Consider the following 11,567-nt stretch of genomic DNA (forward strand, 5'->3'; position numbering starts at 1 on the left):
GGCTTCATACCGGGGTTCGCCGATTGGATCAAAGCGATCCGGCCCGAACCCTGGATGGGCAGGGCCATGGCGCTGCATAGATTGCTTGATCCTTTTGAAGTCGATGCAGCCTGAGCATCGACTTTCACCATCCATCTCTTTCAACCCAGAACCCGGCTCCGTGCCGGGTTTTGCACTTTTGGAGGCCGACATGGCGGACTACTTTTCACCGACCGTGATCCCGGAGATCATCCCGAACGGGGACATGACGAAGCTGGAGCTGTTGTTGCTCTCGCATATGTTCGATGCGGGGACGGATGGCGATGGAACCTATTTCCATTCCTGGCAGGGCCCATCGGATCTGATCTGGGTCAATCGCGCCGAACTCAGCGCTGCGCTGGATGAAGCCTGCGGCAGCGGCAGCCAGGTGCGCAACCATGTGGAAGAAAAACTCAAAAACGCTGCTGCGGATGATACATCCGTCGACCTGGATATGAGCGCCGTGTCCTGGGAGGTGATTCTTCAGGACATCGTGCGTCGTTCGGCCAAGCTTCGTTATATCACCGTGACCACGGCATTCACCTGTTCAAAAATGCGCGCCGATGGTTTTGGCGGCATGGCACTGTTCATCACCGCCGATGCCATCAAAGGCTGCTCGACCACGGAGTTTCTGTCGGACTGTCTTGCCGACATCGCCGGGCAGGAGGGCGGGTAGAAGGATGCCCGGGACAATTTACGCAGAACCATGACCAATGCGGATGGGCCGAACCCGGCAACGGGGCGGCCCATTTTGCGTGGGCGATTACAGCAACATCGTTTTCACGCCCAGTGCCGCGCCGGCCTCGCCGAGGCGGCGGTCAAGCGTGCATAGGGTGGCGCCGTGATCCGCGCAGATGGCCAGGTGCAGGGCATCGCCCGCGCGCAGGCCCAGCGTGTATTGGTCCGCGAAGCGGGCGGCAGTCCGGAATTGCGGCCCGCTGACCGGCAGGTGCAAAAAACTTTCAGCGGCGAGTTGTGTGAACATCGCCAAGGCTTCGGCGCGGTGGACGGGTTGTAGCTGGCCGGTGCGTAATTTGATTGACAGGGCGGATGAGAATTCGGTCATCACCCAGTCGCTGATTGCCAGCTCTCCGGCTTGCTGTGCCGCCAGCCAGGCCTGCATGCGCTCAGTCTCGGCTTCATTCGTCAGGGCGGCAACCAGCAGCGACGTGTCGAGATACAGGCTCAATAGCGCGCCTCGTCGCGCATTTTACGGATGGCCTCACGCGCGGGCTCAGCCTGGGTGGGCATATTAGCGGTTGCGGCCTGTAAAGCCCCGAGATTGACCGGCTTGCGCGGGATGTCAGCCGGGACGAGTTGCGCCACTGGCTTTCCCCGGCGGGTGATGCGCACGGCTTCTCCGGCGGCGGCTCGTTCGACGAGCTCGCTCAGATGTGCCTTGGCGTCGGCGAGGTTAACGCTGCCCATGGGATACTCCTGACCAGTTAGCTGGTCACTTGTAGCATGGATGCCATGGGAGCGGAAGATTTTTGGTGGGCGTGGTGGCCCGGTCAACTTCCGATTCGGAAGATAGCGCGTGGGCAGGGCGGAACGATAGGCTGCGCTGTTCGGCAGCTTGATGGGCTCCGGTTGGCGGAAACTCTTTGGTGGTGGAGGAGAAAATGATGCCCAAGCGTGATTTTTCCATGCCTGTGGCTGAGCTGGCGCAAATGCTGGCCCGGCAGGCTGAGGCAGTGTGCCGGCATTATTTGCCCGCCGGGCGGCGCGAGGGCCGCTATTGGCTGGTGGGAGATGTGCATAATACACCGGGGCGGTCCTTATTTGTGCGGCTCAGTGGCGGCGGCACGGGCAAGGGCGCCGCCGGACGTTGGCAGGACGCCGCCGAGGGCACGCATGGCGATTTGCTGGATTTGATCCGAGAAAACTGCGGCCTGACGGATTTCCGCGACGTGGCCGAGGAGGCGCGGCGGTTTCTCGGGCTGGTTGGCAGCGACAGCGCTCCAGCCGCTGTCAGCATTGATCCCGCACCAAATAACACAGACGATACTGATGCTATGGCAGCACAGGTTCAACGCTCTGCCCGGCGTATGTTCGCCAAGGCTCAATCGCTGCCCGGAACGCTTGGCGAAGCCTATTTGCGTCGTCGCGGTATTACCTCGGTGGCGCTTGCTGATATCGACTCTGGTGCGCTGCGCTTTCACCCACGCTGCTTCTATCGTGCGACTCCTGACGCCGTTCCGGAAGCCTGGCCCGCGTTGATTGCGGCGGTGACCGATCTTGACGGCATGATCACCGGTGTGCACCGCACCTGGCTCGATCCTGGCGGCTTTGATCGCATTCGGCTGGGCAAGGCACCGCTTGAGACACCACGGCGTGCACTGGGCCATCTGCTCGGCCATGCCGTCCGGTTCGGTCTGGCGAATGGTCTTGATGTGCTCGTCGCCGGGGAGGGCATCGAGACCATGCTGTCGCTGCGCTGCATGTTGCCTGCGATGCCGATGGCAGCATCACTCTCGGCGGGGCATCTGGCCGCCCTGCTGCCGCCTGCTGGATTGCGGCGGCTCTACATTGCCCGCGATCCTGATTCAGCCGGTGACCGCGCCGTGGCAAGCCTGACCGAACGCGCAAGTGCCGCCGGGATCGAGGCGCTGGTCCTCTCGCCCCGCCTGGGCGATTTCAACGATGATCTCCGCGAACTTGGCATTGCCGAATTACGAGCTAATTTGCGCGGCCAGATCGCGCCGGAGGATGTCGCGCGCTTTATGATTTACGACTGAGATTTGACGCGGTGGAAACGCTGATTGCTGCTCGTTGACGCTGGTATCGTATTTGCAGCCAGGGCACGCTTGTGTGCCGGGCGGCCGCGCCGCCAGCCTTCCGAGAGGGCGCTCTGTGCCGTGGGCGGCGGCGGCCCGCAATGGCGGCGGGGCCGCTATTTTCCGCCGCCCCGGGGAATTGTAAGTAACACTGATCATGCCATGCGACGCCCCGGGGCTTTGCATCGCGAAGCAAAATAGCGGCCCCGCCGCCATCCTCCGCTTACGCTCCGGCCTCACCGGTGCGGGCCGCCGCCGCCCACGGCTGGGATCGCCATGGAAGGCCGCGATGGGCGCGGGCTTCCGGCAAACAGGAGCATCCCATGACCCGCGAACACGACGATACTGGCTACGAGCCACCGCACGCCTCTTCCCCCACCGCGCATATTCTCAGCGAACTCCAGCTCTATGGCTACCATCCTGGCCAGGACGAGCCCGACCCGCGGCCATTGCCCGAAGCGCCGCTGATCGCAGGCGCCGTTGCAGATATCTTCGATGCCTTTGCCGCTACTCTGACGGACACCCGCCTGGAGCCTGACCTCGAGGAATTGCTCTGGGCGACGGTCAATTTGTTCCACCGCGCCGTAGGCCGGATTGAGCGGGCGCTCGACGATAACGAGCAGGCGCAAAAACGCAGCCAGAAGGACCAGGATGGTTCTGAGGTGCGCTCGGTCGAGCTGGAACGCCTCACGGCGGAGGGGCAGACATTGCTGGAACGGCGCGACTGCCTGGAATTCTTCCGTGACCAGGCAGCCGAGCAATTTGAGCGCCAAACACGCTCAGCCTGGCGCCCACGCTCCGGCTCGATGGTTAATCACCGGGCGTTGACGGCGGCACTCATCGACAGCCGCGACTTTATCGCAGCCAAACGTCGGGCCGAGACCGAGCCGCTGTTGCCAACGGGGCTGAAAATCGCCTTCACCGGCGGGATGGAGTTCAACGACCACATGCTGATCTGGGACAAGCTCGACAAAGTGCACGCCAAACATCCGGACATGGTGCTGCTGCATGGCGGCAGCCCAAAGGGGGCCGAGCGCATCGCCGCCGCCTGGGCCGATGCCCGCAAGGTGACGCAGATTGCCTACAAGCCCGACTGGGCACGGCATGCCAAGGCGGCACCGTTCAAGCGCAATGACGCGCTGCTGCATGGCCTGCCGATCGGCGTCATGGTGTTCCCTGGCACCGGCATTCAGGAAAACCTGTCTGACAAGGCCAAGAAACTCGGTATTCCGGTGTGGAGCTTTGGGATTGGGGGCGCATAGCCCCTACAATCCGGCCCCACGCATACCGTATTCCAACGGCAGGCTAAAGCCGCCCGCCGACGGCGGCTTTATTCATCGGACAAGCCCCCGCCAACACCCCGCCCGGCATCACCGGCGGAATTCACCGTGGCGTGTGCCCCGTTTTGCTGGGGAAATCGGACGGAAAAGGCGTGATCCTCGCGCAGCATTGCCGTGGATTGGCATGGTCAGGTGCGCGTCTGGATTCATCGCTTGAACAGAATGATCTCTCCACTGCGAAATGCATGACCATGTGCTGCCAATCCGCTTGTCCCTTGATGTGAGGGCAGGGGGCGTTGGAGCGACGGGTTATACAGGGCATGATGGCGCGGCTACGTCTGCAACAAAGTCTCGCTCTCGGTCATGGATGTTGCCGCTTCGTGGAAGATTTCAAATGTCGCCATACTTCTCCTGACTGCCTGTCCCAAGCCGCGCCACGCGGCCTCTCCGTGGCTGATCTGACCGAAGGACGATCGCCTTCCTGCAATGGCGGCATCTGACTTTTTTCCCCGGCAGCGATGCTGCCTCCTCGCGGACGCTGCGCTTCAAAAAAGCCAGAAGCTGCCATCCTCCGCTGACGCTACGGCCGCAGGCGGTGCAGGCCGATCGTGCCCCCGGTCAATAGGTCGCCATCGAGGCTGCGATGGTCGCGGGCTCGAAACAGCATAGGAGAATTGACATGGCTAACATTGGAACCTTTAAGAAAGTCGGCAATGAATTCCACGGTGAAATCGTTACCTTGAGCGTGCAGACGAAGAATGTGCGGATCGTGCCTGAAACCAACCGTACCAGCGATAACGCCCCCAGCCATCGCATATACGTTTCAAAAGCTGATCTCGGTGCCGGATGGTCCAAACGCTCCGCTGAGGGGCGCGATTATATCTCGGTCAAGCTGGATGATCCGAGCTTCAGTGCGCCGATTTACGCCAACCTGTTCGGCGATGAAGGCAGCGACGGGTACACCCTCATCTGGTCCCGCAGCCGCAAACAAAATGGGGAGTAACACCCGCGATGAGCCCCGCTCGGCGAAGCCGGGCGGGGACGTGCTATAAAAATTGACGAGAGCTTTTGGAAAACGTCAATATCAGCAGAGTAGAGTTTCGGCATGGAGTACGCAGCTTTTTGAAAAAAGCTGCACCAAAAACTTTTTTGAATTATCAGAGTAGGCTGGTCATACTGGAACTACTCATCCAAGACGACTTACAAATATTGACGCCTAGTATCGGCCGTAAATAATTCAGCCATTCGAAATGACTCCGTATATCGCTGTTATGCTGTCAACATCGGCCATTCCGCCGTTACCATCAACGCTTCCGATAATAAGCAGGATGGGCCGGGCGCGGAAAGACTGCTTACGGGGCAGCTTGTGGCGAAAACGACCGCGGAGGCGGTTCTCGACTTTGTCTGTCATCCATCAGCGCGCCTGGAGATGTTTGCGCATCCGTACGAGCGGGATATTGACGGCGCCGGCGGCGGTATCAACTAGGGTCCAGACTCATAATATCCACCAGACGACCGCGGCCGCGAGATAAATTGATGCGGCGAAATTTACGGCCAGCCTGTCATAGCGTGTGGCGATACGTCTGAAATCTTTGAGGCGGCAGAAGGCATTTTCGATGAGATGCCGGTCCCTATATGCTTTTTTGCTGAAACTGAAGGGCTGCTTTCGATTGCACTTGTTTGGAATAACGGGCTTTGTGCCGCGCTTTTTTAGAGATTTCCGCAATTCGGCGCTGTCATAGGCTTTGTCGGCGAGGAGTTTCTTGGCCTTTTTGGTTTTTTGTATCAGCGGTTCGGCGACAGGGCAGTCGTGTGCCTCACCACCCGTCAGAATGAGGGAAAGAAGACGGCCTTTAGCATCTGCAATTGCATGGATCTTTGTATTACGCCCGCCTCGCGACCGACCAATCGCCTGATTTTGCTCCCCCCTTTTCCGCCCGATGCCGAGCGGTGTGCCTTTATATGAGTAGAATCAATCATTTGCGTGTCGGTTGAGCGGCCGCGCCGGGCAAGTTCCTGAAACAATCTCTCCCAAACCCCACGCTCGGCCCAGCGCACAAACCGGTTATAAATCGTCGTCGGAGGGCCGTAGTCCGGCGGGCAATCGCACCAGCGGCAGCCGCTCTTTATAACATGCAGGATGCCGCTCAGCACCTTCCGGTCATCAACACGGGCTTTGCCCCGCACGTCAGTTGGCAAAAGCGGCTCAATTTTCGCCCATTGCTCGTCCGAAAGCCAAAATAAGTTCCGTCTCATATACGCTCCCCGAATCGGGGATAGAGAATCATCAGACCAAGGAAATATCAACAAGTTTATTGGGTTTTGGCCCTAGCTCGACAATGTCGTAGCCGCAGGCGAGGTAGAGCAGCCGGCCGCTCAGCGTCGCCATCGGCTCGGCTGATGAAAACCCTTCAGATGATGCTTCATGCTCGCAGCGGGACAGGATCAGCCGTCCAATGCCCTGGCGCGCGAAATCCGGGTGGGTATACATCGCCCGGATTTTTGCGCCGTCCCGAGAGGGATCGAGCAATGCCGAGTCTCGCAGTTCGGCGCTGTGGTCACCGCCGTACAATGTCGCGCGCCGACTCCAGCCGCCGCAGCCCACAATACCTCCATGGTTTTCCACGACGAAATACGTGCCATCCTCCACGAGCTGGGTGTCCAGCCCCATGATCATATGGCTCGCTGCGATCTGTTCGGGCGAGAGAAACCCGGCCTGCAAACTGTCGATGGCAAGACCGATGAGGGCGCGCAGGACCGGAAGATCGGCCGCCTCCGCCGGGCGGATGCTTAAGGCTGCGGTCATGCGATATGCCAGGCGAGGATCGAGACGGGGAAGTGGAAGCGGATGCCCTCGGGCGTGCGCCAGGCGCCGACACCGATGCGATCCTGCCCGCTCGCGATATCCGCATCGAACATCGCCGTTAGCGCCGCCATGTCCTTTTCATCGCTCAGCGTCTCAAGCTGAGCTTCGAGCCGGTAGGCTTCGACCACGGCCTCGCTCAGCCCTGCGTCTTTGCCCATCCGCCGCAGTTCATCCAGGGGCAGTGCGCTCGTATGCGACGGGTCGCGCAGCCGTTCCATGGCATCATAGCCATCCCATGTTTCGGGCGAGGGCGTGGCATCGATGACGATGATGCGGCCGCCGGGGCGGCAGACACGCTTCATCTCGCGCAGCACCGCCGCCGGATCCTGCATGTGATGCAGGCTGTAGCGTGTAGTCACCCGGTCAAAACTCTGTGCCGCGAAGGGCAACGTGGTAGCATCGCCGATGTGCCAGGCCAGATTGTGCAGCCCCACCGCCGCCTGGCGCACCTGGGCCTGGGCGATCATGGCAGGGGTGATGTCGATGCCCGTGACCTGGCGTGCATGCGGGGCCATGGCGCAGGCCAATATGCCGGGGCCGCAGGCGACATCGAGCACATTAAGCGTGGGCTCCAGCGCACAGGCGGCGAGGCTGCGCGCCATGGCGTCGGCCTGGGCATGAATGGGCAGTTCCGCAAAAGGTTTGGCCCAGCGGGTGAATTGCGCGACGATGCGCTGGTTATGCGTGATATCGGTCATTCCGGCCTCTCTCTTTCACAGTCGGCATGGAGTATAGCCAGGCGCACTTTGGCCGGCTAACGTCCTGCGGCCAGAAATGAGTGGAAACCGGCCATGCGCGCATTAAGCTACGAAGAGACGCAGAATGCGCTGACCGCGCACGGGCTGGACCAGCCGCGCGGGATCGGCTTTGCCTTTCTCGATCCCGCACGTAATGTCTTCTACGACTGGCATACGCATGAGTACCACCAACTGATCTATGCGGTTGATGGGCCGACGCAGATCGAGACGGAGGCCGGGCGCTATATTTTGCCTCAGGGGCGGGCCGCCTGGATCCCGGCCGGGGCGCGGCACCGCACGCTCATCACCGCGGCTGTGGGGGTTTCGCTGTATTTCTCGCCGACGGCAGTGGCTGATCCCACAGCGCGGGTAAAAATTCTGGCGGCAAGCCCGCTAATGCGGGAGATGATCGTGTTCTCGGCGCGCTGGGGGCTTGGCGCGCCCCAGAAGGATGTGCTGCTCGCGACCAGTTTTTTGCAGACGCTGGCGCTGCTATGCGGCCAATGGCTGGAGAGTGAGCTGCCTTTGTTTCTGCCCGGTGCGACACATCCCCCTATCCGGCGCGCCATGGATTACGCCGCATCCGATCTCAGTGCTGCCACCCAGACCGGCGCCCTCGCCGCCGCGGGGCTGTCCGAACGTAGTTTTCGCCGACTGTTCGCGCGGGATACAGGGCTTACGTGGCAGAGCTGGCTTGGCCAGGCGCGGATCATGATGGCGATGGGACTTTTGAGTGAAGGGCGCAGGGTTACCGAAGTTGCTGCCGAAGTCGGCTATTCCTCGCTAAGTGCCTTCGCCAAGGCATTCGCGCAGCTCGCCGGCGAAGGGCCGTCGCAATTCAGGCATCGGCATTCTGCGGCAGCAAAGCCGGAAGTGTCGTAGCTTGATTCTCAAGGTAACATAGGGATATAGGATTGGTCATTGCGGCGCGCCGGCCAAAACCAAACAGAGCGCTCATCACCCTTCTCGGCTTTTGCGCGATGCGTAGGCAATGACCGCTTTGAGCTTGGGGCACGCCACGGCATAATGTACAGGATAGCTGGCCGGAAGCGGCTGGTCTGCTTTTTTGGCAACCAAACCCGAAAAGCCGACATATCAAACCGAAGATCGTTGCTCCAGGCGTGCCAAGGCGTAAGCGCCGACGATCGCCGCTGCGAAGCCAGAAGCAGCGCCAATACCGAGCGACCAGCGTGGCCCGCAATGATCTGCCACCCAGCCGACGATCGGCGCACCGATCGGCGTGCCCCCAAGAGCGACGCCAACACGCAATGCCATTACACGCCCGCGCATCGCCGACTCTGTCGAAAGCTGCATCAGGCTGTTGCTCGTATTGGTCAATGTCAGGGCGGCCACGCCGATGATCACGAGCGTGCCGGCAAACAGCCAATAATTTGGAGCGAGTGCCGCCAGGGTGCAACCGAGTCCAAAGACCCCAGAGCCCATAATCAACAAGCCGAACCGTGCCTTACGGCGCCCCGCACTGAGCAACGCTCCGGCAACGGTTCCGATCGCCATGATCGAGGACAGCATTCCGTATCCGCGGGCGTCGGAATTGAACACCTTGACCGCCATGGTCGAGATGAAGATCGGAAAGTTCAGACCGAAGGTCCCGATCAGGAACAGCATTACCAGGATGGCCTTGAGGTCTGGGCGCCCCCACACATAGCGCAACCCTTCCATAAAACTCCCCTTGGCGCGGGGTGCCCGCGCGTTCGGATGAAGCTCGGAGATGCGAAGCGACAAGAGAGAGATCAGCACCGCAGCAAAGGACGCGCCATTGATCAAAAATGCCCAGCCGGTGCCAATCGCGGCGATGATCACGCCGGAGACAGCAGGTCCGATCATCCGTGCGGCATTGAACGAAGTCGAGTTGAGCGCCACGGCATTGTGCAGATCCACATCCCCGACCAGTTCCGCCACGAAGGTCTGGCGTGCAGGCGCATCGAACGTCGCCGCGCTGCCGAACAGGAATGCGAAAATGTACACATGCCAGAGCCGGACAGCCCCCGTGACGGTGAGAATCCCCAGCGCCAAAGCGAGAAGGCCCATCGTCGCCTGGGTCGCAATCAGCAGCCTGCGCTGGTTGAAATGATCGGCGGCAGAGCCTGTCCAGGGGAGCAGAAGAAACTGCGGCCCAAATTGCAGCGCCATGACCAGGCCGACGGCCGAAGCGTTGTGATGGGTGAGCTGGGTGAACACCAGCCAGTCCTGAGCCGTCCGCTGTATCCAGGTGCCCACGTTGGAGACGAACGCACCGGCGACCCAGACCCGATTGTTGACCCCCCGCAGGGACCGGAAGACACCTGCACGGGGAGCGTTCATGGATGTTCCCGTTGATTGCCGCCGTGGAAGCGGCCAAAATGCCGGGCGGAAAACAGCGCGATCAGCAGCACGCCAGCACCGCAGGCGAGGACGTCGCCTGTGTTCCTCACCCCAAAATCACCGATGCGCAACACCAGGACATAACCGGCGACGATGTTAAAAAATCCCCAAAGCACGTTGATGGTCGACGAAGAGAGCCCTTCCCCTGGCGGTTGTGCGAATGGGCTCTGGAACGGCCTGCCCATCATGCCGCTGACGAGATGTGGAACGGCATTCGCAAGGAAGGCACCGCCGAAAAAATACGATAGGAGATCGAGCCAGGGCATGTCAGGGAATCTTCGCTGCAAGCAGGTCAATGATGTTCTGGGTTGTGCCGGTTTCACCCAGCCGCGGAAACACGTTCGCGATACTATAACCGTGTGCCTCCGGGCGCATGTCGGTCATGGCGTCGATGGCGAGGGTGACGTTGAAACCTTGCTCATAGGCTTGGCGCGCGGTTGCCTCGACGCCAGTTCCGGTGGCCACACCCGCGATCACCACCTGGGTGACGCCCAGCGCCTTCAACTGCGCTTCGAGGTTTGTGCTCGCGAACGCACCCCATGTCTGTTTCGTGACGGCGATATCACCGGGTTGTTGATTGAGCTCTGGGATGAGATCAGTCCACCCTTCGGGACGGGGGGCAGTTTGCCGCGGCTGTTCTGTCCGGCCTGGCGCGCCGCCAGCGACGTTGACAAGCACCACCGGCAGACCGTGCGCGCGGAAGGCGTCGGCCAGCGAGCCCGCCCGCTCGATAATGCCGCCGATGGGGTGGATGACGGGCAGACCGACGATGCCTTTCTGCAGGTCAACGATGATCAGGGCCGTGTTGGGGTCGAGCGTTGTCAGCGCCATGGGAGTATCCTCTTGAAAACCGCGATGGTTTGAGCAGGGCGTGAGCCCCACGAGCCCCGTCAGTCGTCGACGAGCCGGTTTAGCAATTCGACAGATGCCGCGAGTTCGTCTTGTTCCTGCGGAGACAACCGTGCCTGGATGGAGCGGGTCAACCAATCCTGTTTTGCCGCCCGCTTTTCCTGAGCCCATGTGCGGCAGGCGTCGGTAAGTGAGAGGAGGGTCTGCCTTCCATCATGCGGGTCCGGTGCGCCGCTCACCAACCCTGCGCCCTCAAGGGCTGCAATGACCGGCCCCATCGATTGCGGACGCATCCCTTCCGCGCGCGCCAAGCCCGCTGCTGTCGCCGGGCCATCCTTCTCGAGGCGCAACAAGACGGATACCTGGGATGGCGTCAGGTCTCCCATATTTCCCTGTTCGCGCAGCCGGCGTTTCAGCTTGCTGAGCAGGGCACGAAGATCCTGCGCCAAGGCCGGGGCGCGGGTGGATTGATTGTCCTTCTGTTCAGCAGTCATGCCAGCTAGTTGGCTTATAATAAGTTAAACTGTCAAGTTAATCTGATCAGATGCACTGCTTAATGCTCCCACTCCAGCCGCCCAAGTGATTCGAGCTCATTGAGGCAATTACCGCAGTCGGGATGTGGCTACGGTAATTCTGAAGGGCTAAATTGGGCGCCAGT

The 11,567-nt window shown here is 60.9% G+C and carries 13 protein-coding genes and 1 pseudogene; 5 read left to right on the forward strand and 9 right to left on the reverse strand.

The features are described from left to right. Window positions 1-103 precede the first annotated feature (103 nt). Complete coding sequence (locus T331_RS0116150) at window positions 104-694, forward strand: hypothetical protein (protein ID WP_244876995.1); 591 nt, start codon at window positions 104-106, stop codon at window positions 692-694. Between the two features lie 87 nt (window positions 695-781). On the opposite strand, the gene T331_RS0116155 is transcribed toward T331_RS0116150, so the two are convergent. Together T331_RS0116155 and T331_RS0116160 are read right to left on the reverse strand one after the other, a co-directional pair. Continuing rightward, entirely contained in the window at window positions 782-1,207 is a 426-nt protein-coding gene (locus tag T331_RS0116155) for a type II toxin-antitoxin system VapC family toxin (RefSeq protein WP_026440770.1), read from the reverse strand. Beyond that, window positions 1,204-1,446 carry a type II toxin-antitoxin system Phd/YefM family antitoxin gene (locus tag T331_RS0116160; protein WP_026440771.1) on the reverse strand — a complete coding sequence of 81 codons (243 nt, stop codon included), beginning with the start codon at window positions 1,444-1,446 and terminating at the stop codon, window positions 1,204-1,206. The genes T331_RS0116155 and T331_RS0116160 overlap by 4 nt, the downstream gene beginning before the upstream one ends. A 197-nt stretch (window positions 1,447-1,643) precedes the next feature. On the opposite strand from T331_RS0116160, the gene T331_RS0116165 reads away from it, so the two are divergent. The 3 genes from T331_RS0116165 (at window position 1,644) to T331_RS0116175 (ending at window position 5,078) form a co-directional block, all read left to right on the forward strand. Next, the gene (locus T331_RS0116165) at window positions 1,644-2,756 is read left to right on the forward strand and encodes a DUF7146 domain-containing protein (protein WP_211248752.1); all 1,113 of its coding nucleotides are present in this window, start codon (window positions 1,644-1,646) and stop codon (window positions 2,754-2,756) included. A gap of 362 nt (window positions 2,757-3,118) precedes the next feature. Next, window positions 3,119-4,057, forward strand: coding sequence for a DUF2493 domain-containing protein (locus T331_RS0116170; RefSeq protein ID WP_026440773.1), 939 nt, complete (start codon window positions 3,119-3,121; stop codon window positions 4,055-4,057). A 697-nt stretch (window positions 4,058-4,754) separates the two neighbouring features. Further along, entirely contained in the window at window positions 4,755-5,078 is a 324-nt protein-coding gene (locus T331_RS0116175; protein WP_026440774.1) for a DUF736 domain-containing protein, read from the forward strand. 492 nt (window positions 5,079-5,570) lie between these two features. Here the strand turns inward: T331_RS0116175 and T331_RS19670 are convergent. The 3 genes and pseudogenes from T331_RS19670 to T331_RS0116190 all read right to left on the reverse strand — a co-directional run bounded on the left by T331_RS19670 (window position 5,571) and on the right by T331_RS0116190 (window position 7,639). After that, window positions 5,571-6,262, reverse strand: a pseudogene (locus tag T331_RS19670) (IS5 family transposase). Window positions 6,263-6,362: 100 nt separating this feature from the next. Next, window positions 6,363-6,881: a GNAT family N-acetyltransferase gene (locus T331_RS18790; RefSeq protein ID WP_051622447.1), complete on the reverse strand. Its 519-nt coding sequence runs from the start codon at window positions 6,879-6,881 to the stop codon at window positions 6,363-6,365. Then, window positions 6,878-7,639 (reverse strand): class I SAM-dependent methyltransferase, encoded by a 762-nt coding sequence (locus T331_RS0116190; protein ID WP_026440776.1) that lies wholly within the window; start codon window positions 7,637-7,639, stop codon window positions 6,878-6,880. Before T331_RS0116190 ends, T331_RS18790 begins: the two co-directional genes overlap by 4 nt. A 93-nt stretch (window positions 7,640-7,732) precedes the next feature. Between T331_RS0116190 and T331_RS0116195 the strand changes: the two genes are divergently transcribed. Next, window positions 7,733-8,560 carry an AraC family transcriptional regulator gene (locus T331_RS0116195; RefSeq protein ID WP_026440777.1) on the forward strand — a complete coding sequence of 276 codons (828 nt, stop codon included), beginning with the start codon at window positions 7,733-7,735 and terminating at the stop codon, window positions 8,558-8,560. Window positions 8,561-8,773: 213 nt separating this feature from the next. Here the strand turns inward: T331_RS0116195 and T331_RS0116200 are convergent, their stop codons facing one another. The 4 genes from T331_RS0116200 to T331_RS0116215 are packed head-to-tail and all read right to left on the reverse strand — an operon-like array spanning window position 8,774 to window position 11,403. Beyond that, on the reverse strand, window positions 8,774-10,000 hold the full coding sequence (locus T331_RS0116200) for an MFS transporter (RefSeq protein ID WP_026440778.1): 1,227 nt from the start codon (window positions 9,998-10,000) through the stop codon (window positions 8,774-8,776). Continuing rightward, window positions 9,997-10,326, reverse strand: coding sequence for a hypothetical protein (locus T331_RS0116205; protein WP_026440779.1), 330 nt, complete (start codon window positions 10,324-10,326; stop codon window positions 9,997-9,999). Before T331_RS0116205 ends, T331_RS0116200 begins: the two co-directional genes overlap by 4 nt. Window position 10,327: 1 nt before the next feature. Next, window positions 10,328-10,891 carry an isochorismatase family protein gene (locus T331_RS0116210; RefSeq protein WP_026440780.1) on the reverse strand — a complete coding sequence of 188 codons (564 nt, stop codon included), beginning with the start codon at window positions 10,889-10,891 and terminating at the stop codon, window positions 10,328-10,330. A gap of 59 nt (window positions 10,892-10,950) precedes the next feature. Then, window positions 10,951-11,403 carry a MarR family winged helix-turn-helix transcriptional regulator gene (locus T331_RS0116215; RefSeq protein ID WP_026440781.1) on the reverse strand — a complete coding sequence of 151 codons (453 nt, stop codon included), beginning with the start codon at window positions 11,401-11,403 and terminating at the stop codon, window positions 10,951-10,953. Window positions 11,404-11,567 lie beyond the last annotated feature (164 nt).

It is taken from the genome of Acidocella facilis ATCC 35904 (assembly GCF_000687875.1).
In the GTDB taxonomy this organism is placed as follows: domain Bacteria; phylum Pseudomonadota; class Alphaproteobacteria; order Acetobacterales; family Acetobacteraceae; genus Acidocella; species Acidocella facilis.

Coding starts and splice junctions, on each gene's coding strand:
- T331_RS0116205 (WP_026440779.1), bottom strand. CDS start 10,326: ATGCCCTGGCTCGATCTCCTATCGTATTTTTTCGGCGGTGCCTTCCTT.
- T331_RS0116165 (WP_211248752.1), top strand. CDS start 1,644: ATGCCCAAGCGTGATTTTTCCATGCCTGTGGCTGAGCTGGCGCAAATG.
- T331_RS0116210 (WP_026440780.1), bottom strand. CDS start 10,891: ATGGCGCTGACAACGCTCGACCCCAACACGGCCCTGATCATCGTTGAC.
- T331_RS0116175 (WP_026440774.1), top strand. CDS start 4,755: ATGGCTAACATTGGAACCTTTAAGAAAGTCGGCAATGAATTCCACGGT.
- T331_RS0116170 (WP_026440773.1), top strand. CDS start 3,119: ATGACCCGCGAACACGACGATACTGGCTACGAGCCACCGCACGCCTCT.
- T331_RS0116195 (WP_026440777.1), top strand. CDS start 7,733: ATGCGCGCATTAAGCTACGAAGAGACGCAGAATGCGCTGACCGCGCAC.
- T331_RS18790 (WP_051622447.1), bottom strand. CDS start 6,881: ATGACCGCAGCCTTAAGCATCCGCCCGGCGGAGGCGGCCGATCTTCCG.
- T331_RS0116200 (WP_026440778.1), bottom strand. CDS start 10,000: ATGAACGCTCCCCGTGCAGGTGTCTTCCGGTCCCTGCGGGGGGTCAAC.
- T331_RS0116215 (WP_026440781.1), bottom strand. CDS start 11,403: ATGACTGCTGAACAGAAGGACAATCAATCCACCCGCGCCCCGGCCTTG.
- T331_RS0116190 (WP_026440776.1), bottom strand. CDS start 7,639: ATGACCGATATCACGCATAACCAGCGCATCGTCGCGCAATTCACCCGC.
- T331_RS0116160 (WP_026440771.1), bottom strand. CDS start 1,446: ATGGGCAGCGTTAACCTCGCCGACGCCAAGGCACATCTGAGCGAGCTC.
- T331_RS0116150 (WP_244876995.1), top strand. CDS start 104: ATGCAGCCTGAGCATCGACTTTCACCATCCATCTCTTTCAACCCAGAA.